The sequence below is a fragment of the Kocuria sp. MNB10 genome (assembly GCF_054073685.1).
On record NZ_CM133411.1, the window covers coordinates 2,358,841 to 2,379,626 of the forward strand.

The 20,786-nt window shown below is 69.2% G+C and carries 17 protein-coding genes; 8 read left to right on the plus strand and 9 right to left on the minus strand.

The window, feature by feature from the left end:
* Genes rsgA through ACW9PK_RS10750 form a run of 3 tightly spaced genes read right to left on the minus strand, consistent with a single transcriptional unit; the run spans position 1 to position 3,015 of the window.
* Entirely contained in the window at positions 1 to 1,116 is a 1,116-nt protein-coding gene (gene rsgA, locus ACW9PK_RS10740) for a ribosome small subunit-dependent GTPase A (protein WP_085106370.1), read from the minus strand.
* Positions 1,117 to 1,120: 4 nt separating this feature from the next.
* Positions 1,121 to 2,461, minus strand: coding sequence for a 3-phosphoshikimate 1-carboxyvinyltransferase (gene aroA / locus ACW9PK_RS10745; RefSeq protein WP_457015831.1), 1,341 nt, complete (start codon positions 2,459 to 2,461; stop codon positions 1,121 to 1,123).
* Between the two features lie 17 nt (positions 2,462 to 2,478).
* Positions 2,479 to 3,015: a DoxX family protein gene (locus tag ACW9PK_RS10750; RefSeq protein WP_035964701.1), complete on the minus strand. Its 537-nt coding sequence runs from the start codon at positions 3,013 to 3,015 to the stop codon at positions 2,479 to 2,481.
* Between the two features lie 210 nt (positions 3,016 to 3,225).
* On the opposite strand from ACW9PK_RS10750, the gene ACW9PK_RS10755 reads away from it, so the two are divergent.
* Together ACW9PK_RS10755 and rsrA are read left to right on the plus strand one after the other, a co-directional pair.
* Complete coding sequence (locus ACW9PK_RS10755) at positions 3,226 to 3,906, plus strand: sigma-70 family RNA polymerase sigma factor (RefSeq protein WP_457015832.1); 681 nt, start codon at positions 3,226 to 3,228, stop codon at positions 3,904 to 3,906.
* Between the two features lie 3 nt (positions 3,907 to 3,909).
* Complete coding sequence (gene rsrA, locus ACW9PK_RS10760; RefSeq protein WP_064845835.1) at positions 3,910 to 4,176, plus strand: mycothiol system anti-sigma-R factor; 267 nt, start codon at positions 3,910 to 3,912, stop codon at positions 4,174 to 4,176.
* Positions 4,177 to 4,353: 177 nt separating this feature from the next.
* On the opposite strand, the gene ACW9PK_RS10765 is transcribed toward rsrA, so the two are convergent.
* The 3 genes from ACW9PK_RS10765 to ACW9PK_RS10775 form a co-directional block, all read right to left on the minus strand.
* Entirely contained in the window at positions 4,354 to 4,428 is a 75-nt protein-coding gene (locus tag ACW9PK_RS10765) for a 50S ribosomal protein bL37 (RefSeq protein ID WP_098054049.1), read from the minus strand.
* Between the two features lie 193 nt (positions 4,429 to 4,621).
* Positions 4,622 to 5,221: a GDSL-type esterase/lipase family protein gene (locus ACW9PK_RS10770; RefSeq protein WP_457015834.1), complete on the minus strand. Its 600-nt coding sequence runs from the start codon at positions 5,219 to 5,221 to the stop codon at positions 4,622 to 4,624.
* A 131-nt stretch (positions 5,222 to 5,352) separates the two neighbouring features.
* Positions 5,353 to 9,246: a multifunctional oxoglutarate decarboxylase/oxoglutarate dehydrogenase thiamine pyrophosphate-binding subunit/dihydrolipoyllysine-residue succinyltransferase subunit gene (locus ACW9PK_RS10775; protein ID WP_457015836.1), complete on the minus strand. Its 3,894-nt coding sequence runs from the start codon at positions 9,244 to 9,246 to the stop codon at positions 5,353 to 5,355.
* Between the two features lie 280 nt (positions 9,247 to 9,526).
* Here ACW9PK_RS10775 and ACW9PK_RS10780 point away from each other — a divergent pair, with 280 nt between their 5' ends.
* The 4 genes from ACW9PK_RS10780 (at position 9,527) to ACW9PK_RS10795 (ending at position 13,904) form a co-directional block, all read left to right on the plus strand.
* Positions 9,527 to 10,984, plus strand: coding sequence for a GuaB1 family IMP dehydrogenase-related protein (locus ACW9PK_RS10780; RefSeq protein ID WP_457015837.1), 1,458 nt, complete (start codon positions 9,527 to 9,529; stop codon positions 10,982 to 10,984).
* 115 nt (positions 10,985 to 11,099) lie between these two features.
* Positions 11,100 to 12,056, plus strand: a complete 957-nt coding sequence (locus ACW9PK_RS10785) for a metal ABC transporter solute-binding protein, Zn/Mn family (protein WP_457015839.1) — start codon at positions 11,100 to 11,102, stop codon at positions 12,054 to 12,056.
* Between the two features lie 4 nt (positions 12,057 to 12,060).
* Positions 12,061 to 12,912, plus strand: coding sequence for a metal ABC transporter ATP-binding protein (locus ACW9PK_RS10790; RefSeq protein ID WP_457015841.1), 852 nt, complete (start codon positions 12,061 to 12,063; stop codon positions 12,910 to 12,912).
* Positions 12,909 to 13,904, plus strand: coding sequence for a metal ABC transporter permease (locus tag ACW9PK_RS10795; RefSeq protein ID WP_457015842.1), 996 nt, complete (start codon positions 12,909 to 12,911; stop codon positions 13,902 to 13,904). The genes ACW9PK_RS10790 and ACW9PK_RS10795 overlap by 4 nt, the downstream gene beginning before the upstream one ends.
* On the opposite strand, the gene ACW9PK_RS10800 is transcribed toward ACW9PK_RS10795, so the two are convergent.
* Positions 13,826 to 14,776, minus strand: a complete 951-nt coding sequence (locus ACW9PK_RS10800; protein WP_457017206.1) for a diacylglycerol/lipid kinase family protein — start codon at positions 14,774 to 14,776, stop codon at positions 13,826 to 13,828. The genes ACW9PK_RS10795 and ACW9PK_RS10800 overlap by 79 nt on opposite strands.
* 5 nt (positions 14,777 to 14,781) lie before the next feature.
* Positions 14,782 to 15,243, minus strand: a complete 462-nt coding sequence (locus ACW9PK_RS10805) for a Fur family transcriptional regulator (protein ID WP_064845348.1) — start codon at positions 15,241 to 15,243, stop codon at positions 14,782 to 14,784.
* Between the two features lie 105 nt (positions 15,244 to 15,348).
* On the opposite strand from ACW9PK_RS10805, the gene ACW9PK_RS10810 reads away from it, so the two are divergent.
* Together ACW9PK_RS10810 and ACW9PK_RS10815 are read left to right on the plus strand one after the other, a co-directional pair.
* Positions 15,349 to 16,011 carry an MBL fold metallo-hydrolase gene (locus tag ACW9PK_RS10810; protein WP_144930691.1) on the plus strand — a complete coding sequence of 221 codons (663 nt, stop codon included), beginning with the start codon at positions 15,349 to 15,351 and terminating at the stop codon, positions 16,009 to 16,011.
* A 46-nt stretch (positions 16,012 to 16,057) separates the two neighbouring features.
* Complete coding sequence (locus ACW9PK_RS10815; protein ID WP_035964690.1) at positions 16,058 to 16,486, plus strand: HIT family protein; 429 nt, start codon at positions 16,058 to 16,060, stop codon at positions 16,484 to 16,486.
* Between the two features lie 79 nt (positions 16,487 to 16,565).
* On the opposite strand, the gene hrpA is transcribed toward ACW9PK_RS10815, so the two are convergent.
* Complete coding sequence (gene hrpA, locus ACW9PK_RS10820; protein WP_457015844.1) at positions 16,566 to 20,693, minus strand: ATP-dependent RNA helicase HrpA; 4,128 nt, start codon at positions 20,691 to 20,693, stop codon at positions 16,566 to 16,568.
* Positions 20,694 to 20,786 lie beyond the last annotated feature (93 nt).

The following is a 20,786-nucleotide window of genomic DNA, read 5'->3' on the forward strand; positions in this document are numbered from 1 at the left end:
CTACGTTATCGCTTGTCCGAGCTGCTTCTCGCTGTCCCCCCGCTGTGTCTGCCCGCGCGACGCCGCGAGCAATCTGCGTAGCGATTCGAGCCGCTGCGGGGCCGCCGGGGAGGCCCCCGGGCGGTGCACCCACGCGTCCAGCGCGCACCCGGGGGAATCCTCCGTGTGCAGGCACCCGCGAGGACAGTCCGCGGTGGCGGGGACCAGGTCGGTGAACGCGTTGAGCAGTTCCTCCTCGGGCACGTGGGCCAGACCCAGGGAACGGATCCCGGGGGTGTCCACGACCCAGGTCCCGGGGCGGGTTCCGGGCACCGTGAGGGCACGCGCGGAGGACGACGTGTGCCGGCCACGGCCCGTGACGTCGTTGACGCCGCCGGTGGCCCGCTGCGCTCCCGTGAGGGCGTTGACCAGCGTGGACTTGCCCACGCCGGAGGGCCCCAGGAACACGCTCACATGACCGTCCAGCAACGACCGCAACCGCTCGAGGGAATCGGGGGACACGGCCAGGGACTCCTCGTGGATGCCGGCCTCGGGCCGTTCACCGCGGTCGGTCGCGCGCTGCGTGCTGAGGGTGATCACGTCCAGGTCGTGGAGGTAGTCCAGGAACTCCGTGGGATCGGCCAGATCAGACTTAGTCATGCACACCACGGGGGTGATTCCCGCGTCCCATGCCGCCACCAACCCGCGGTCCACGAATCCCGTGCGGGGGGTGGGAGAGGCCGCCGCGAGCACGAGCACGAGCCGGTCCGCGTTCGCCACGATCACGCGTTCCACGGGATCGGTGTCATCGGCACTGCGACGCAGCACGGTGGTGCGCGGTTCGATCCGCACGATGCGTGCCAGGGTGTCCGGGGCACCGGTGACGTCACCCACGACGCCCACGAGATCCCCGGGCACGATGGGCCGGCGCCGCAGCTCCTTGGCGCGCACGCACGTCACCGTGCGAGGTTGTTCCTCGTCCTCTCCCACCACGCACGTGTACCGGCCGCGGTCCACGGCCACCACACGTACGATCACGGCGTCCTCGTGCGTGGGTCGTTGCTTGGTGCGAGGGCGGGAGCCGCGCTTGTTCGCGCGGATCCGGACGTCGGACTCGTCCCAGGTCCTGCGGGCCACTGCGTCAGGAACCCCGCCGCACGAGGCGGTCCCACATGCCCGGGAAATCGGGAAGCGTCTTGGCGGTGGTGGCGACGTTCTCCACCCGGATCCCGGGCACGCGCAGGCCCAGGATGGCTCCCGCGGTGGCCATGCGGTGGTCGTGATAGCTGTGGAAGACTCCGGCGTGCAGCTCAGCGGGGGCGATCAGAAGTCCGTCCGCGGTCTCCTCCACGTTCCCACCCAGCGCGTTGAGCTCGGTGCGCAACGCGGCGAGCCGATCGGTCTCGTGCCCGCGCAGGTGGGCGATACCGCGCAGCACGGAGGGGCCGGTGGCTAGCGCGCAGATCGCGGCCACGGTGGGCGCGAGCTCGCCGGCTTCCGAGAGGTCCAGGTCCACCCCGGCGATCTCGTCCGGACCGGTCACGGTGAACGTGCCGCCCTGCACACGGACGTCCGCGCCGAACAGGGGCAGGATCCGCCGCCACTGGTCCCCGCCCTGCGTGGTGTGGGCGGGCCAGTCGGGGATGCTCACGGTCCCGCCCGTGACCACGGCCGCCGCCAGGAACGGTCCGGCGTTGGACAGGTCCGGTTCCACGGTCACGTCCAGGCCGGCGACGTCGCTCGGGCTGACCCGCCACGCGGCGTCACCGATGCGCTCGGCGGCCACACCGGCGTCGCGCAGCACGGACACGGTCATGTCCACGTGCGGTAGTGAGGGCACACCGGAGCCGCCCTTGTGGTGCAGTACGAGCGGGGAGTTGAAGCGCACCGCGGAGAGCAGTAGCGCGGAGACGAACTGGGACGAGCCGCTCGCGTCGATCGTCACGGTGCCCCCGGTCACCGATCCGGTGCCGACGACGCGCAACGGCAGCGTGCCACGGCCGTCGTCCTCGACGGACACGCCGAGCTCGCGCAACCCCGCGATCACGGGACCCATGGGTCGGACGCGCGCTCCGGCGTCGCCGTCGAAATCCACGACCCCGGAACATAGCGCCGCCAGGGGCGGGACGAAGCGCATCACGGTACCCGCAAGACCGCAGTCCACGACCACGGGCCCGGTGAGAGTGTGCGTGCGGGGCAGGGGGGTGATCCGCAGATCCGGACCGAACGGCCCCGGGTCCGGCAGCGCTTCGATCACCGCGCCCAACTGCTCGAGCGCGGTGATCATGAGCCTGCTGTCACGCGAGTGCAACGGCTTGCGCAGCACGGACGGTTCGTCGGCGAGGGCCGCGAGGACCAGATACCTGTTGGTCAGGGACTTGGAACCGGGGACGGCCACCGTGCCTCTCACGGCGGCCCCCTCCGAGAAGGGGGCCCGCCAGTGAGCGGCATCCAGGGCTTGCGGTTCGCCGTTGCTCGGCATCACGTGGCGCGGTGCTCCTAGTTGGAAACGGCGTCCTGGACGGCCTTCTCGGCCTGCTCCAGCTTCTTTTTGGTGTCCTTGCCGACCTTGACCGCGTTCTTGCGGACGTCGTCGGCGAGGTGGCTCGCGCGCCACACGAGGGACGGGTTGCCCGAAGTGTCCACGGCTGCGATCATCACGGCACCCAGCAGGGACACGTTCTTGAGCAGGTCCGACCGGCGGGCGGCCTTGCCCTCGGCGGTGCTCGCGTCCGCGGAGCGGTATTGGGTGTAGCCGTTGAGCGCGGTGGTGCCGAGCAGCACGGTGGACGACAGACGCGGGAGCTTGCTCGCGGCGAGCAGCGACGCCGCGACGACCTGGGCGGCGGCGATGCCCTGCGCGACCTGAGCGCGGTTGGCAGTCACGGGGCGCACCTGCGGGGCGGCGCTCTCGAGGGCCTTGAGGACCGGGTCCAACTGCTTCGCGGCAGCGGACGAGTTGCGGAACGCGTTGACGCCCCCGGCGATGTAACCGGTGGCGAGCAGCGGGCGGGCGAGACGACGAACAATGCTCATGGTTCTCCTCCTTACGGCCCCGGCATCTCCGGGTACGCATTGTAGCCATCCTATCGGCCCGAGTTCGCGCCGCCGCCGGGAATACTCGCACGGCGCGTGCGTGTTATCCACGGTGTACAGAAGCGCCACATATGTGACGTAACACTCGGCAACGACCAGGGAAGTGGGTGACGGCGGAGGATGACGGCCCCCACCTTAGACTGGGACGTGATGAACGATCAGCGAACTCACGATTCCCATCCGGTGGAACACCCCGAAGAGGTGCCCGTCGGAGCGGAAACCACTCAGCAGCGCCGTGAGCGTTTCGAACGCGACGCCATGCAGTACGTGGACCAGCTCTACGCCGCGGCATTGCGCATGACCCGCAACCCGTCCGATGCCGAGGACCTAGTGCAGGAGGCCTATACCAAGGCGTTCTCCGCGTTCCACCAGTACAAGCCGGGGACCAATCTCAAGGCCTGGTTGTACCGAATCCTGACCAACACGTACATCAACCTGTACCGCAAGCGGCAACGCGAACCGCGCCAGGCCAACACGGACACCGTGGAGGATTGGCAGCTGCACCGCGCGGAGTCGCACACCTCCACGGGACTGCGTTCTGCGGAGGCGGAGGCGTTGGACCACCTGCCGGACTCGGACGTCAAGCGAGCCCTGCAGGAGTTGCCCGAGGAGTTCCGCCTGGCGGTGTACTTCTCGGACGTGGAGGGATTCGCGTACAAGGAGATCTCCGAGATCATGGACACGCCCATCGGAACCGTGATGTCCAGGTTGCACCGTGGCCGCAAGCTTCTGCGCGAGAAACTGGGCGACTACGCCCAAGAACGAGGATTCGACACGTCCAAGGTCCAGAAGAAGACCAAGGACGGCGCACGAGCGAAGGATCGAGGCTAGAGCATGACCGCGAAACCGTGTCACAACGGCTGCACCGACGAACGCATCCAGCGGATCTACGAGTACCTGGACGGGGCACTGACCACCGAGGACCTCGCGGAGATCCACGAGCACCTCACGGACTGCGCCGACTGCGAGCGCGAGTACAACCTGGAGTGCGTGATCCGCTCCGTGGTGAAGCGTTCGTGCTGCGAGACCGCGCCGGACGAGCTCAAGCGCTCGATCCTCGCGCGCATCGACGCCCAGTGCAACGAGCACCCCGCTGCCTGAGGACCGGGCGGCGCCGGTACCGGGCGGGATGAGTCGCCGGCGGCGCCCAGCGGCGTGAGTGCTCAGCCGCGCAGGGACCCGGGGAACGAAGTACCCGATGACGCGGATCCCTCGGACAGAGCGAAGCCCCCGTGACCGATGACGGTCACGGGGGCTTCGTGATGCGTTCGCCGAACCTCAGGAATTGGGCCGCTTGCCGCGGTTTGCCGAGTTCTTGCGACGATCCTTGCGCTTACGTCCACGCTTGCTCATGATGTACCTCCTGCGATGATTGGCTGGGACATCGTCTGTCAGTATCTCACATTCCGGGCGGTGCTCATGCCACCGCTCCGGTGCCGCCCATGCCATAGGGGTGCCCCCGGACCCTGCGGCCAGCGCCACGGGTGGTGTCACCCGGAACCGCCGCCCCGCATTGCGGCGGTCGCCACGGCGAGAGGCGAGAGCCTCAGCGCGGCTCGGGCAGCTGCAGCCAGTCGTACCACCCGCGGTGCAGCACAAGCCACGCGATGAGCCCGTAGCCGGCCTGACCGGGGTTGCCGTGGTTGGCGGCGAGGTCCTTGCGCCACTGCTCGTGGTGCTGCAGGGGGTTGAACGTGTCCACGTACACGTGGTTGCGCCGCGTGGTCACGTCCCCGTAGGCCGCGGAGAGGTCCGCGATCTGGCGGTTGCGCTGCGGGTCCAGGGTGGGCGGGGGACCCACGACGAGCACCTTGGTGTTGTTCTGGGTGGCCTGGTCCACGATGTTGGCCATGTTCAGCCGGGACCGGGCGGAGGTGATCCCCAGGTCGATGTCCAGGGCGGACGGTGCGATCACCAGACGGTTGTCGCACGCGGAATCGAAGCGGCGGGAAGCCTCCGCGAACCAGTGGTCGTTGAGGGTCTCACTGCCCTGACCAGGCGCGGCGAGATTGTAGGCGTCTACGGGAACCACGTCTCGGGGGGTGCGCGCCATGACTCGTCCGAACCAGCCGAGCGCGCGGGGGTCGTCCACGCCGGCCAACAATTCGTCTCCCACGGCCACAATGCGGATCCTGCGTTGGTCCACTCTTCTTACATCCTTCGCTAGCTGGGACCCGGGGGGCCGTCTCGCGACGGCCCCCCGGGCGGATCATGCCCGGTGATCGGGCGGGGGCGTACGACGCCGCGCAGCTCGCGGTCCCGTGCGCCGGGCGGCACTCACTCGCCGCGGGCGAACGCCTGCTGCACCAGGGTCTCCAGCTCCGCCGTGTGGCGCTTGGCCGAGCCGTTGGCGGGGGAGGCCGAGGCGGGGCGGGACGCGAGCGTGACCGGGCGGTCCAGCTGCGGCACGAGGTTCACGGCCATGAACGGCCACGCACCCTGGTTGGCGGGTTCGTCCTGAGCCCACAGGATCCGGGCCTCCGGGTAGCGCGCCAGCTGTTCCTTGATCTCGTCCACGGGCAGCGGGTAGAGCTGCTCCACGCGCACGATCGCGGTGGAGTGGTCGTCCGACTTCTTCCGCTGGGTCACGAGGTCGTAGTACAACCGACCGGAGACCAGGATGACGTCGGTGACCTTGGCGTCGTCGAGCCCGGCGGTGTCCGCGATGACCGTCTGGAAGCCGCCCTGCGTGAACTCTTCCACCGGGGACGCCGCGGCCTTCAGGCGCAGCAGCTGTTTGGGCGTGGCCACCATCAGCGGCCGACGCGGGCGCGAGTACGCCTGGCGGCGCAGCAGGTGGAAGTGGTTGGCCGGGGTGGAGGGTTGGGCCACGATCATGTTCTTCTCCGCGCACAGCACCAGGAAGCGCTCGATGCGCGCGGAGGAGTGGTCGGGTCCCTGGCCCTCGAAGCCGTGCGGCAACAGCATCACCAGGTTGGAGCGCTGACCCCACTTCTGTTCCGCGGAGGAGATGAACTCGTCCACGATGGTCTGCGCACCGTTGGTGAAGTCACCGAACTGCGCCTCCCACACCGTGAGCGCCTCGGGGCGTTCCACGGAGTAGCCGTACTCGAAGCCCAGCACGCCGTACTCGGAGAGCAAGGAGTTGTAGATCGAGAACCGTGCCTGGTCCGCGGAGAGGTGGTTCAGCGGGGTCCATTCGGCACCGTTCTCGGCGTCGAAGAACACCGCGTGGCGCTGCGTGAACGTACCGCGGCGCACGTCCTGACCGGACATCCGCACCGGGACACCGTCCATGAGCAGCGAACCGAAGGCCATGAGCTCGCCCATGCCCCAGTCGATCCCGCCCTCGCGCGTCATCTCGCGGCGCTTCTCTGCGAGCTTGTGCAGCTTGCGGTGCATCGTGAAGCCCTCGGGCAGGTCCACGTAGGCGTCACCGATGCGGTGGGCCGCTTCTTCGGAGATGGCCGTGGTCTTGGGCACGGACACCCCGGAATCGGCCTGCTGCGCGGACGGCCGCTCGATGTTGGCGATCGCGGCGGCATCCCCGGTCACGAGCGGGACCGTGGAGGTCTGGGCCTCATGGGTCTCGGCGAAGACCCGCTCCAGGCGCTCCTGGTAGTCCTTCAGAGCGCGGTCCGCTTCTTCCTGCGTGATGTCCCCGCGGCCCACGAGGTTCTCGGTGTAGACCTTGCGCGTGGAGCGCTTGCCGTCGATCAGGGAGTACATCAACGGCTGGGTCATCGAGGGGTCGTCGCCCTCGTTGTGCCCGCGGCGGCGGTAGCACACCAGGTCAATCACGACGTCGCGCTGGAACCGCTGGCGGTACTCGAACGCGAGCTGCGCCACACGGGCCACGGCCTCGGGATCGTCCGCGTTGACGTGGAAGATCGGGGCCTGCACGGTGCGCGCGACGTCCGTGGAGTACGTGGACGTGCGGCCCGCAGAGGGTGCGGTGGTGAAGCCCACCTGGTTGTTGACCACCACGTGGATGGTGCCACCCACGTTGTAGGCCTCGAGTCCGGACATCTGCATGACCTCGTAGACGATGCCCTGTCCGGCCATCGCGGCGTCACCGTGGACCTGGATGGGCAGCACGGGGTACTCACCGTTACCCTCCGGCCCGGCGCCCAGCACGTCCGTCTTGGCGCGGGCGATGCCCTCGATCACCGGGTCCGCGGCCTCCAGGTGGGAGGGGTTCGCGGCCAGGTACACCTGGGTCTCGTTGCCGTTGTCGGAGGTGAACACGCCCTCGGTGCCCAGGTGGTACTTCACGTCACCCGAGCCCTCGGCGGCGCGCGGGTCCTGGCTGCCCTCGAACTCGCGGAACACCTGGGCGTAGGACTTCCCGGCAATGTTGGTCAGCACGTTGAGGCGGCCGCGGTGGGCCATCGCGATGCCCACACCCGCGAGGGAAGCATCCGCGGCCTCGGAGATGATCGCGTCCAGCAGCGGGATCAGCGACTCGCCGCCCTCCAGCGAGAAGCGCTTCTGACCCACGTACTTGGTCTGCAGGAAGGTCTCGAAGGCCTCGGCGGCGTTGAGCCGCTCGAGGATGTGGAACTGCTCCTCGCGCGCGGGCTTCTGGTAGTCACGCTCGAGCTTGGACTGGAACCATTCGCGCTGCTCGGGCTCCTGGATGTGCATGTACTCCACGCCCACGGTGCGGCAGTAGGCATCCCGCAGCCGACCCAGGATCACGCGCAGCGTGAGCAGGCTCTGGCCGCCGAAACCGCCGGTGGGCCACTCGCGCTCCAGGTCCCACAGGGTGAGCCCGTAGGTGCGGATGTCCAGGTCCGGGTGCTTGCGCATCACGTACTCGAGCGGGTTGGTGTCCGCCATGAGGTGACCGCGCACGCGGTAGGAGTGGATCAGCTGCTGGATCCGGGCGACCTTATTGATCTGGATCTCGGGGTTGACCTGGTTGTCCACGGCCCAGCGGACGGGCTCGTAGGGGATGCGCAGGGCCTCGAAGATGTGGTCGTAGAAGTCCTCGCCGCCCAGCAGGTAGTGCTCCACGAGCTTGAGGAACTCACCCGAACCGGCGCCCTGGATCACGCGGTGGTCGTACGTGGACGTCAGGGTGATGACCTTGGAGACCGCGTTGCGCGCGATCGTGCGGGGGGAGGCACCCTTGTACTCGGCGGGGTAGTCCAGCGCACCCACGCCGATGATGCACGCCTGGCCCTTGGACAGTCGCGGCACCGAGTGCACGGTGCCGATGCCACCGGGGTTCGTCAGGGACACCGTGGTGCCCGCGTAGTCCTCCATGGTCAGCGCGCCATTGCGCCCGCGCTTGACGATGTCCTCGTACGAGGTCCAGAACTGCTGGAAGGACATCTCTTCCGCACCCTTGATGTTGGGCACCACCAGGTTGCGGGAACCGTCCTTGTTGGGGATGTCGATCGCGATCCCGAAGTTCACGTGCGCGGGATGCACCGCGGCGGGCTTGCCGTCCACCTCATCGTAGATCACGTTCTGGGACGGGAAGTTGGCGAGCGCGCGAATCACGGCGTAGCCCACGAGGTGGGTGAAGGACACCTTGCCACCGCGGTTACGGGCCAAATGCGAGTTGATCACCAGGCGGTTGTCGATCAGCAGCTTGGCGGGCACCGCGCGCACCGTGGTGGCGGTGGGCACGGTCAGGGAGGCGTCCATGTTGGCGGCCACGGCCTTGGCGGGACCGCGCAGCTTGACCACGGTGTCCTCGGCGGGTTTGTCCTGGCTCTTGTCCTTCGCACGGTCCTCCGGCTGCGCCCGGATGGGGCGCTTGGTTCCGGAGCCCTCGCTGGTCTCGGTCTCGGTGTCCACGCCTTCGGGTCGTCCCTTCGCCTTGGATCCGGTGGTCGACGGCGCCGGGGACTTGGCCCGCTGCGCCTTCCTGGGCGCCTCCGCGCCGGCACCGGAGGTGTTCTGCTCGGTCTTGGACGAGGTTGACGCCGTCCCGGAGGCGGGCTTGTTCTCGCCGAACGTCCCGGAGGCGGCCTTGTCCGCGGACGTCCTGGCGGCGGCGTCGTCGCGCCGTACAGCGGGACGATCACCCCCGGACGTCCGCGCAGCCGCCCCCTGGGACGGGGCGGCTGCTGAGGTCTTGGTGTCGGACGTCTGGGTATCGGACTGGTCGTCACCGGCCATCTGTTCGAAGATGGGCCACCACTTCTTGTCCACTGAGTTCTTGTCCGCCTGGTACTTGTCGAACAACTCGTCCACGAGCCATTCGTTGCCGGCAAATTCTTCAGGGATAAGGTGACGCGGCTGGTCTGGCACTAGTGATACGCCTCTTCCATCTGTGCTGGGTGTCCCGGGCGGCGAGCTGGTCCTTGCGGCCCTCGTGTGGCTCCCACGGAGCTTACCGGCCGCGGGACTTGCGAACTGGCTTCGCGCACGCAAAGCCGTACCGGTTTTTCAGTCTAGTGAGGCATCTGGACGGTTGCCACCTACCCGCCGGCCCGCCCGCCGGCCCGCGGCGGAGCACGTAGACTCTCCTCTTGTGCGATTCCTGACGACACCCACCACGGACCTGACCTACAATGACGTCTTCCTGGTGCCCTCGATGTCCCGGGTGACCTCCCGGTTCGACGTCGATCTAGCCCCCGCGGACGGTACCGGTTCCACCATCCCGCTCGTGGCCGCGAACATGACCGCGGTGACCGGGCGGCGCATGGTCGAGACCATGGCCCGGCGCGGCGGTCTGGGCATCCTGCCCCAGGACATCCCGCTGGACGTGATCGCGGAGGTGACCTCGTGGGTCAAGCAGCGCTCGCCGCGCTACGAGACCCCCGTGGTGATGCACCGCAGCAACACCGTGCACGACGCCCTGGGGATCATGCACAAACGCCCCCACGGCGTGGTCATCGTCGTGGACGCGGACGAGCACTACGCCGGCATGGTCCTGGACTCCGACTGCCGGGACGTGGACCGCTTCACCCAACTGGGGGACCTGGCGCATTCGGAGGGCCCCGAGTTCCAGGACAGCGACTTCCCCGTGGACTCCGACCCGGAGGTGTTGCGCGCCGCCTACGAGACGATGTCCGCCGCGCGCGTCAACGTGGCCCCGGTGCTGCGCGGACGCGAGGTCGTGGGCATCCTGACCCACCAGGGCCTGGTGCGTTCCACGATCTACGCACCCGCCCTGGACGACGATGGCCGGTTGCGCGTGGGCGCCGCGGTCGGAATCAACGGGGACGTCTCCGGCAAGGCCGAGCAACTGCTCGAGGCCGGGGTGGACGTCCTCGTGGTGGACACCGCCCACGGTCACCAGGTCAAAGCGTTGGAGGCCGTGTCCGCCGTGCGGGCCCTGGACCCCCGGGTGCCGATCGTGGCCGGCAACGTGGTCACCGCGGACGGCGTGCGAGACCTCGCGGGCGCGGGTGCGGACATCATCAAGGTGGGCGTGGGCCCCGGGGCCATGTGCACAACGCGCATGATGACCGCCGTGGGTCGCCCCCAGTTCTCCGCCGTGGTCGAGTGCGCGGAGGCCGCGGCCGATCTCGGCAAGCACGTGTGGGCCGACGGCGGGGTCAAGCACCCGCGCGACGTTGCCCTCGCGCTCGCGGCCGGCGCGAGCCAGGTGATGGTCGGATCCTGGTTCGCGGGCACGCACGAGAGCCCCGGTGAGATCAACATTGACGCCAACGGGCGCGCCTACAAGGAGTCCTTCGGGATGGCCTCGGCGCGCGCCGTGCGCCACCGCACTGCCGGGGAGGACCGCTTCGCGCGGGCCCGCAAGGCCCTGTTCGAGGAGGGCATCTCCAACTCCACCATGTACCTGGACCCCCAGCGCCCCGGCGTGGAGGACCTGCTGGACCACATCACCTCCGGGGTTCGCAGCTCCATGACGTACGCCGGTGCGGCCACGCTCGAGCAGTTCGCGACGCGCGCCGTGGTGGGCATCCAGTCCAAGTCCGGGTACGACGAGGGCCGCCCCCGCTCCGAGTCCTGGGCCTGAGCGGCCCGTTCTCACCACGCCCCTTATTGAGAATGGTTCATGATATGCTCACGCACGGCTACATGACATTGATTCTCATTGGCGGGAGCCGGGGGCCGGACGAGGGAGATGGACGATGACCGCAGGGCGCAGCGTGCGCAAGGGTAGGACGAGCGTGTTGGGCGCGGGCGTGGTGGTGGGTCTCGCGCTCGCCGGGTGTTCGAGCGGGACCGCGTCGGACGCGCAGGGTTCGCCCGGTGCGGGGAAGATCGCCGTGGTCACCTCCACGAACGTCTACTCGGACCTCGCGTCCCAGGTGGGTGGCGACAAGGTCTCCGCGACCCCCGTGATCGACTCGAGCGCCCAGGACCCCCACTCCTACGAGGCCACCCCCCAGGACCGGCTGAAGGTGGAGAAGGCGGACGTCGTGGTGTGCAACGGGGGTGGGTACGACCAGTTCATGACCGATCTGGCCTCCGACGGCCAGCACGTGGTGGACGCCGTGGAGGCCTCCGGTCTGCAGCGAGAAGAGGACGCGCACGACGACCACGACCACGGCTCCGGACACCACCACGGCGACTTCAATGAGCACGTGTGGTACGACGTCGAGAGCATGCAGATGGTCGTGGACCGCATGGCCGAGCAGCTCGGCCAGGTGGACCAGCAGAACGCCGAGTACTACCGGGACAACGCCGCGCGCGTGAAGAACGAGCTCGGCACGGTCGAACAGAAGGTCGAGGGGATCAAGGCCTCGGGCGGATACATTGCGACCGAGCCTCTGCCCGGGTACCTCCTGCAAGACGCCGGCCTGCACGACGAGACCCCGCAGGCGTTCACCGAGGCCATCGACGCCGGCTCCGACGCCGCACCCGCGGTGCTCAACAACACCCTCGGGCTCCTCAAGGGCAGCGACGTGAAACTGCTCGCCCTCAACAAGCAGACCTCCACGGGGCAGACCGACCGGTTGCGCTCGGCCGCCGGGGCCGCCGCCAAGCCCGTGGTGGAGTTCACCGAGACCATCCCGGACGGGCTGAACTACCAGCAGTGGATGACGCAGAACGCGGACCGCGTGGCCCACGGGCTCCAGAAGTAGGGACATGAACGCACCCCAATCAGCACCCGAGGTGACCACCCGTTCCGGGGCCGACGACGCCGTCGTCCGGCTCAGGGATGCGCGCTTGGCCTTCGGGGAACGCACCCTGTGGTCCGGTCTGGACCTGGACGTCGCCCCGGGGGAGTACCTCGCGGTCCTGGGCTCTAACGGGACCGGCAAGACGAGCTTCCTGCGCGTGCTGCTGGGACTGCTCCCGCTCACGAGCGGGACCGTACGCGTCAACGGGACCCGTTCGCGGGCCGCCTCCGCCCGCGTGGGGTACGTGCCCCAACAGCGCGGCTTCCCGGCGCACACGCCGCTGCGGGCCCGGGACCTCGTGGCGCAGGGCGTGGACGGGCACCGCTGGGGGATCCGACTGCATCCGCGCCGCGTGCACCGCACCGTGGACGAGTTGCTCGAACGCGTGGGTGCCACCGACTACGCGGACGCCCCCGTGGGCGTCCTGTCCGGGGGCGAGCAACAGCGCCTGCGCGTGGCCCAGGCGCTCGCTGCGGACCCCACGCTCGTGCTGTGCGACGAGGCCCTGCTGTCCCTGGACCTGCATCACCAGCACGTGGTGAGCGAACTCGTGCACGAACAACGTGAACGCAGCGGGTGCGCCGTGGTCTTCGTGACCCATGACGTGAACCCGATCATCGAGCACGTGGACCGGATCCTCTACCTGGCCAACGGCTCGTTCCGGATCGGCACGCCGGACCAGGTGCTGCGTTCGGACGTGCTCTCCGAGCTGTACGGGACCCGCGTCGAGGTGCTGCGCAGCAACGGTCGCATCCTCGTGGCCGGGCGTCCGGACAGCTCCCACCACACCGATTCCCCGGAGGAGCTGATCCTGTGAGCCTAGCCGCGATCGACTGGAACTCATTGTTCGGTTCCGTGTTCGTCTTCGAAAACTACGGCGAACTGCTGTCCCTGCTGCGCAACTCCGTGTGGGCGGGCGCGGTGCTTGGCTTGGTGGGCGGGCTCGTGGGCACGTTCGTGATGATGCGCGATCTCGCGTTCTCGGTGCACGGGATCGCGGAGCTGTCCTTCGCCGGTGCCGCCGCGGCCCTGTTGGTCGGCTCCGATGTGGTCACCGGGTCCCTCGTGGGGTCCGTGCTCGCCGCGCTCATCATGGGGTTCATGGGCCTGCGCGCGCGGGAGGGCAACTCGTTCGTGGGCGTGCTCATGCCCTTCGGCCTGGGGCTCGGGATCCTCTTCCTGTCCCTCTACGAGGGCAGATCCTCCAACAAGTTCTCCCTGCTCACGGGCCAGATCGTCTCCGTGTCCTCCCTGCAGTTGACGTCGATGATCGTGCTGTCCGTGGTGGTGCTCGCCACGCTGCTTGTGATGTGGCGGCCGCTGACGTTCGCGAGCACGGACCCGCTCGTGGCCCGGGCCAAGGGGCTGCCGATGCGCTCGTTGGCGATCGTGTTCATGGTCGTGCTGGGGATCTCGGTCGCGATGTCCGTGCAGATCGTGGGCGCGCTGCTCGTGCTCGCGCTTCTGATCACCCCGGCCGCGGCGGCCATGAACCTCACCTCGAGTCCCGCGCGCACCGTGGTGCTCTCCGTGGTCTTCGCCGAGCTCGCCATGGTGGGCGGGATCCTCCTGGCGCTGGGCGGCAACGTCCCGATTAGCCCGTACGTCACGACCATCTCGTTCGTCGTGTGGCTCGTCTCGCGGTGCGTGCGCGCGGTGCGTGAGCGCTCGTCGTCGTATCGCCGTTCGACACCGCGGTCGACGACGCCGCTCGGCGCCGGTCGCGCGGTTCAGAGCAGGACGCGCACCGCGGCGGGGAGCACCTTGAGCGAGGCGGGCAGCGGACCCAACCGTTCGCCGTCGCCGTAGGCCGCGTCCCGCGGCTCGGAAGGGATACCGTGGGCCGCGACGGTCGCGGCCGTGGCGGGCACCACGGTGACCTCCCGCAGGGATTCGTGCGTGCCCAGGAACAAGCGGGGGAATAGCCACGCGAGCCGCAGCGCGCCCACGTCGGAGACCATGAACAGCTCACCCGAGCCGTCCGTGGGATCCGCGCGGGGAACGATGGTCAGCCCGCCCCCGATCGACGAGGTGTTCGTCAGTGCCAGGAAGGTCAGCGTGCGGTCACTCACGTGGCATGCGCCGTCCGGGCCGGTCCAGCTCAGGTCGTAACGCCGCGCGCGCATCGAGAAGGCCTCCACGGCGAGCGCGGCGACGTACTTGACCGAGTGCGTGACGCTGGACCAGCGGTTGGCGCGCGCGTTCACGCGGGCGTCGAGGCCGAGGTACACCGCGGTCGCGCACACGTGGTGGCTGCCGTCCGCGCACGTGACGTGCACGAGGTCCATGCTGCGTTCGGGGGACTCGAGTCCGCGCAGCACCCGGCCCGCCGCGCGTTCGACGTCCCCCACGGGTACACCGTGGAACCGGGCCAGATCGTTGCCGGAACCGGCCGGGATCAGTCCGAACGGGAACTCGACGCCCTGCTCGCGCAACCGGTTCAGTGACTGCAGGACCAGGTGGACCATGCCGTCTCCGCCGACCGCGACGACCGCGGCGATCCGGGTGGACGCGTTGCGCAGGGTCGCGGTGAGATTGCGGGAGAGGGCCTGGGCGGTGGCCGCGCTGAGCGGTCGGGGGTCGTAGCCGCCGACCCGCAGGATGCCCACGGCGCGCTCGCACGCGTTCCGGCCCACGAGGGAGGCGCCGTTGTGGACGAGCAGGATCTCGCGGCGTGACATCCGGGTCACCGGGCGGGTTTCGCGGTTTCTCGGGCGTCGGAGGACTCGACGCGGCCCCGGGCCCCGCACTCGGCACAGATCCCGGAGATCTCCACGGTGTGGTCCACGTCCGCGTAGCCGTAGCGGCGCGCGGTCTCCTCCGCCCATGTCTCGACGTCCGGAGCCTCGAGTTCCACGGCCGCGCCGCACGAGCGGCACACGATGTGATGGTGGTGGTGCTCGGCCTCGCACCGGCGGTAGATGGCCTCGCCCTCGGCGTTGCGCAGCACATCCACCTGACCCAGCTCGGCCATGGACTGCAGGATCCGGTACGTGGTGGCCAGGGACACCGACTGTCCGCGATCGCGCAACAGCCGGTGCAGGTCCTGCGTGGAGATGAAGTCCTCCAACCCCTGCAGCGCGCCGGTCACGGCACGGCGCTGCTTGGTGTTGCGAACCTCCGCGGTTCCGGTGGTCTTGGTGCTCAACCCAGGTGTCCTTTCCGCGAGCGGTCGTCCGGGACATCTTAACGTGCGGCGCGGACATGCACAGGCGGCGTCGTCACGGGCGGACCGAGCCGCTAGGGTGAAGCCATGTTGCTGACCAAGTTCACCCACTCGTGCGTGCGCCTCGAGAAGGACGGCGCGGTGCTCGTGATCGACCCGGGCACGTTCTCCGAGGTCGAGGAGGCACTGCGCGGAGCGGACACGGTCCTCATCACCCACGAGCACCCGGACCACTACGACGCCGAGCGGCTGGGCGCCGCCCTTTCGGCGGATCCCGAGCTCACGGTGCATGCCCCGGGCCAGGTGATCGAGAAACTCGCGGAGCACATCACGGACACGGACCGGTTGCACGCCGTGTCGGCGGACACCACGTTCACCGCGGGGCCGTTCTCCGTGGCCACGTACGGGGGCCAGCACGCACTGATCCACCCCCTCATCCCCACCATCGCCAACGTGGGCTACGTGATCGACGACGCCGTGTTCCACCCCGGGGACTCCTTCACCGTCCCGCACGGGCTCACCGTTCCCACGGTCCTGGTCCCGTTGCACGCCCCGTGGTCCAAGATGTCCGAGGTCATCGACTTCATCATCGCGACCCGCGCGCAGCGGGTGTACCAGATCCACGACGCGCTGCTCTCCGAGACCGGCTTCGGTGTCGTGGAGAAGCAGGTCAAGCATTTCTCGCAGGTCTACGGGACCGAGTACCGGCACCTGGACACTCGCGAGAGCGTGGAGCTCCACACCGCATGACCCATCCGGCCACCAGCCGGTTCCACCCGACGGAAAGGACATCACCGTGAGTTCAGTGTTCACCAGGATCATCGAGGGCGAACTGCCCGGCCGGTTCGTCTGGGCGGACGAGCACTGCGTGGGCTTCCTGTCCATCCAGCCCCTGTCCCAGGGCCACGTCCTGGTGGTCCCGCGCCAGGAGATCGACGCGTGGGTGGACCTACCCGTGGAGCTGGCCATGCACCTCATGAAGGTCAGCCAGTTCATCGGCAAGGCTATCGACGCCGCGTTCACGCCCAAACGGGTGGGGCTCATGATCCAGGGCTTCGAGGTGCCCCACACCCACCTGCACGTGTGGCCCACCAATTCGATCGAGGAGTTCGACTTCGCCCAGGTGGATCAGGACCCGGACCCCGCGGTCCTGGACGAGTCTGCCCGCCGGATCCGCGAGGCCCTCGAGGCCCAGGGCCACCAGGACGAGGTCCCGCAGCAGTAGCGACCGACGGCCTCGCTCACGGGTACCGGCGGCGGGTGCAATGCACCCGTCGCTGGCGGGCTTTAACCGCCGGTGTCGCTCAGCCGAGCTCGCGCAACCGCTTGCGGATCCGCTTCTCCGACACCGTGTGCGCGGTGCCCAGTTCCTGCGCGAAGAACGAGATGCGCAGTTCCTCGAGGTCCCAGCGCACGGCCCGCAGCGCAGCGGGCGTGGGTACGGTCGAGGGGACGGCGTCCACCGCGGCGCGGTACTCGGCCTCGAGATCGTGCACGGTCTGCATGGCCACGGCGTCCCGCTGCAGGTGGCCGGAGAGTTTGTCCAGGCGCACGTTGATCCCCGCAAGGTAGCGCGGCACGTGCTGCAGGGCCCGCCACCCGGTGCGGGCCACGAAGCCGGGATGGATCAAGCGGGAGAGCTGCTCGGACATGTCCTTGAACGCGGCGACCGCCCCGAGTGACCCGGGTTTCTTCAACCGTTTGCGCACGGTGTTGGACTCGGTGAGCGCGGTGGTCACGAGCGCGGTGACGGCGAAGACCGTGTCGATCAGCTCGGCGCGTACGTGCTCCGCGACCGCCCGGAACTGGTCCCGCGTGAACGGCGGCTCCTCGGGTACCAGCCGGTCGATCGCGGCGATCGTGCAATCGGTGATGAGCGCCTCGACCGAACCGTGGGGGTTCTGGGTGAAGATCAACCGTTCCTTCTGGCTCAGGTGGTCCACCACGTAGCGGTGCACGGACGGCAGGGTCCGGTGCAGCAGGGCGATCACGCCGTCGCGTTGCGCGGCGCGCTGTTCCTCCGCGTCGCTCAGGATCCGCAGGTCCACGCGGGGTGGCTGCGAAGCATCGGTGTCCCGCACCGCCACGAGTGTGGGGTATCCCGTGACCGTCTGACCCGCCACGGTCGTCTCCACGCGGCGCGGCGGATCGGGTTCGGGCCACGCCGTGAGGTCGGTGCGTTCCAGCGAGGCGGCCTGGGGTGCGCCGGATCCGGGGGAAGTCCCTGGGGCCGGTCGCGCCGAGCCCCGCTTGCCGCGACCGCGACGGGCCGCGGCGGCGTCGTCACCGGACGAGGCCGAACCCTCGGCGCTGCCCCGAGCGGCGTCGTACAGCTGGGCCGCAGCGCCCCCGAGGGACTCGGCCAGCGCCGCGCGGACCTTGGGCCGCAACCGCTGTTTGAGCTCCGTGAGGTCGTCGCCCCGGCCCAGTACCGAGTTGCGGGCGTCGCGCACCTCGAAGCGCATGCGCAGGTGGGCGGGCAGGGCCTCCGGGTGGAAGTCCGAGGCCTGGACGGGGTGGCCCCGCAACCGCCGCAGAACGGTGGCCAGGGACTCCAGGAGGGAGTCGCGGGCCGGATCGAACTCGGCGTCCAGGTGCTTCACGGCGGTGACGGCGGTGTCCGGGGCGGGCACGAAGTTGCGCCGCACGGCCTTGGGCAGCGATTTGATCAGCGCGGTCACGAGCTCCACACGCAGCCCGGGGATGTGCCATTCGAACTGCTCGGGGGCCAGTCGGTCCAGGAACAGCACGGGGACCCGCACCGTGACGCCGTCCGCGGTCTCCGCCCCGGGCGCGAATTCGTAGTCCAGGTCCAGACTCAGCTCGCCGTCCGGGGATGCCACGGTCCAGGACCGCGGGAAGGAGGCCGTGTCCAGCTCCGCGACCTCGGGCGCGATCAGGTCCTCGGGAGTGAGGTCCAGCAGGTGCTCGTCCCGCTGGCGGGCCTTCTTCCACCACGCATCGAAATGCCGCTGGGAGACCACGTCCGCGGGCACGCGCGCGTCGTAGAAGTCGAACAGCACCTGGTCGTCCACGCGCAGGTCCTTGCGGCGCATGCGGTTCTCGAGCTCCTCGACCTGGGCCAGGGCCTTGCGATTGCGCTTGACGAACGTGTGGCGGGTCTGCCAGTCGCCCTCCACGAGCGCGTGGCGGATGAACAGTTCCCGGGAGAGTTCGGGATCGATCCGGGAGAACAACACGGGCCGCTCGGACACCACGGGCAGCCCGTAGAGCGTGACCTTCTCGTACGCCATCACGGCCCCGCGGGAACGGGACCAGTGGGGTTCGGAGTAGCTGCGCTTGACGAGCTGCGGCGCGATCTCCTCGGCCCACTCGGGCTTGATCGCCGCGTTGGTGCGCGCCCACAATCGGGAGGTCTCCACGAGCTCCGCGGACACGAGCCAGTCCGGGGACGTCTTGAACAGGGCCGAGCCCGGGAAGATCGCGAACTTGGTCCCGCGCGCACCGCGGTACTCGCGCGTGCGTTCGTCCCGCACGCCGATGTTGCTCAGCAACCCGGACAGCAGGCTCTTGTGCACGGCCTCCTGGTGCGAGGCGACGTCGATCTCCCGGGACGCCCCGGCATCGATCCCCACCTGGCGTGCGATCTGTCGCAACTGCGCGTAGAGGTCCTGCCACTCGCGGATCCGCAGGAAGTTCAGGTACTCACGTCGGCACAGCTTGCGGAACTGGGACGAGGACAGCTCGCTCTGCTGCTCCTGCAGGTACTGCCACAGCAGACCGTAGGACAGGAAGTCGGAGGTCTTGTCGCGGAAGCGCGCGTGGAACTCGTCCGCCGCCTGGCGCTTCTCGAGCGGGCGTTCCCGCGGGTCCTGCACCGTGAGCGCGGCCGTGAGCACGAGCACCTCGCGCACGCACCCCCGGCGCTGCGACTCCACGATCATCCGGCCCAGTCGTGGGTCCACCGGCAGCGCGGCGAGCACCTCGCCCGTGCGGGTCAGCGGACCCCGCGGTCCGCTCTGCCGACCGCGGTGGCGCCCGGACCGCGAGCGCCGCCCCCGGTGCCCGTCACGCGCGGACGACGACGCCGCGTCGTCGCCCGCGTCCGCCGCACCCGAGCGCAGGGCACCGAGTTCGCGCAGCAGCACCACGCCGTCCTTGACCGCGCGCGCATCGGGTTTCTGCACGAACGGGAACTGGGTGATGTCGTGGGGTTGCTCCACCACGCCCACCGAGATCATCTGCAGGATGACCGCGGCGAGGTTCGTGCGCAGGATCTCCGGGTCCGTGTACTCCGGCCGGGACTCGAAGTCCTCCTCGGAGTACAACCGGATGCACACGCCGTCGGACGTACGCCCCGAGCGCCCCGCGCGCTGCCGCGCCGACGCCTGGGAGATGCGCTCGATGGGCAGGCGCTGGACCTTGGTGCGCGCCGAGTACCGGGAGATCCGGGCGGTGCCCGGGTCGATCACGTACTTGATGCCCGGGACCGTGAGCGAGGTCTCGGCCACGTTGGTCGCGAGCACGATCCGGCGGTGCGAGGACGGCGCGAACACGCGGTTCTGTTCGGCCATGGACAGCCGCCCGAACAGCGGCAGGATCTGGGTCCCGGCCAGGGAGCGGTGCGAGTCGATGACCTTGTGCAGCGCGTCCTGGGCGTCCCGGATCTCACGCTCGCCCGCGAAGAACACGAGGATGTCCCCGCGGGGTTCGCGCGAGAGTTCCACGACGGCGTCGCACACGGCGTCGATCGGGTCGCGGTCCTCGTCCACGAGCCCGTCGCCGGTGTTGTCCTCGTCCTCGCCGCCGTCCCCGCTGCGCTCCTGCGCCAGTGGCCGGTAGCGGATCTCCACGGGGTAGGTGCGCCCGGAGACCTCGATGATCGGGGCGGGCTCTGGGTCGGCGTCCGGGTGCTGCGGGTCCGGCAGCACGAAGTGCTCGGCGAAGCGTTGCGGGTCGATCGTCGCGGACGTGATGACGACCTTCAGGTCCGGGCGCTGGGGGAGCAGTCGCTTGAGGTAGCCCAGCAGGAAGTCGATGTTGAGGGAGCGCTCGTGGGCCTCGTCGATGATGATCGCGTTGTAGCGCGACAGCTGCGGGTCGTGGCCGATCTCGGCCAGCAGGATGCCGTCCGTCATGAGCTTGATCCGCGAGTCCTTGCCCACCTCGGACGTGAAGCGCACCTGGTAGCCCACGGTGTCGCCCACGCGCTGCCCGAGTTCATGGGCGATGCGCTCGGCCACCGAACGCGCCGCAATCCTGCGCGGCTGGGTGTGACCGATCAGACCGCCGTCCCCCAGACCCAGCTCCAGACACATCTTGGGCAGCTGGGTGGTCTTGCCGGAACCGGTCTCACCCGCGATGACCACGACCTGGTGATCGCGGATCGCGGCCATAATGTCCTCCCGGCGCGCGCTGACGGGGAGGTCGTTCGGGTACACGATGCGGGGCTGGATGCGGGGCTCAGTCATGTCAACGGAAGAGTCTACGGGCCCCGGCCGACACGCGCCCACGGGCCGCTGCGGGAGCTCGACGACGCGCCCGATTGTCCGCACATGTGAGCT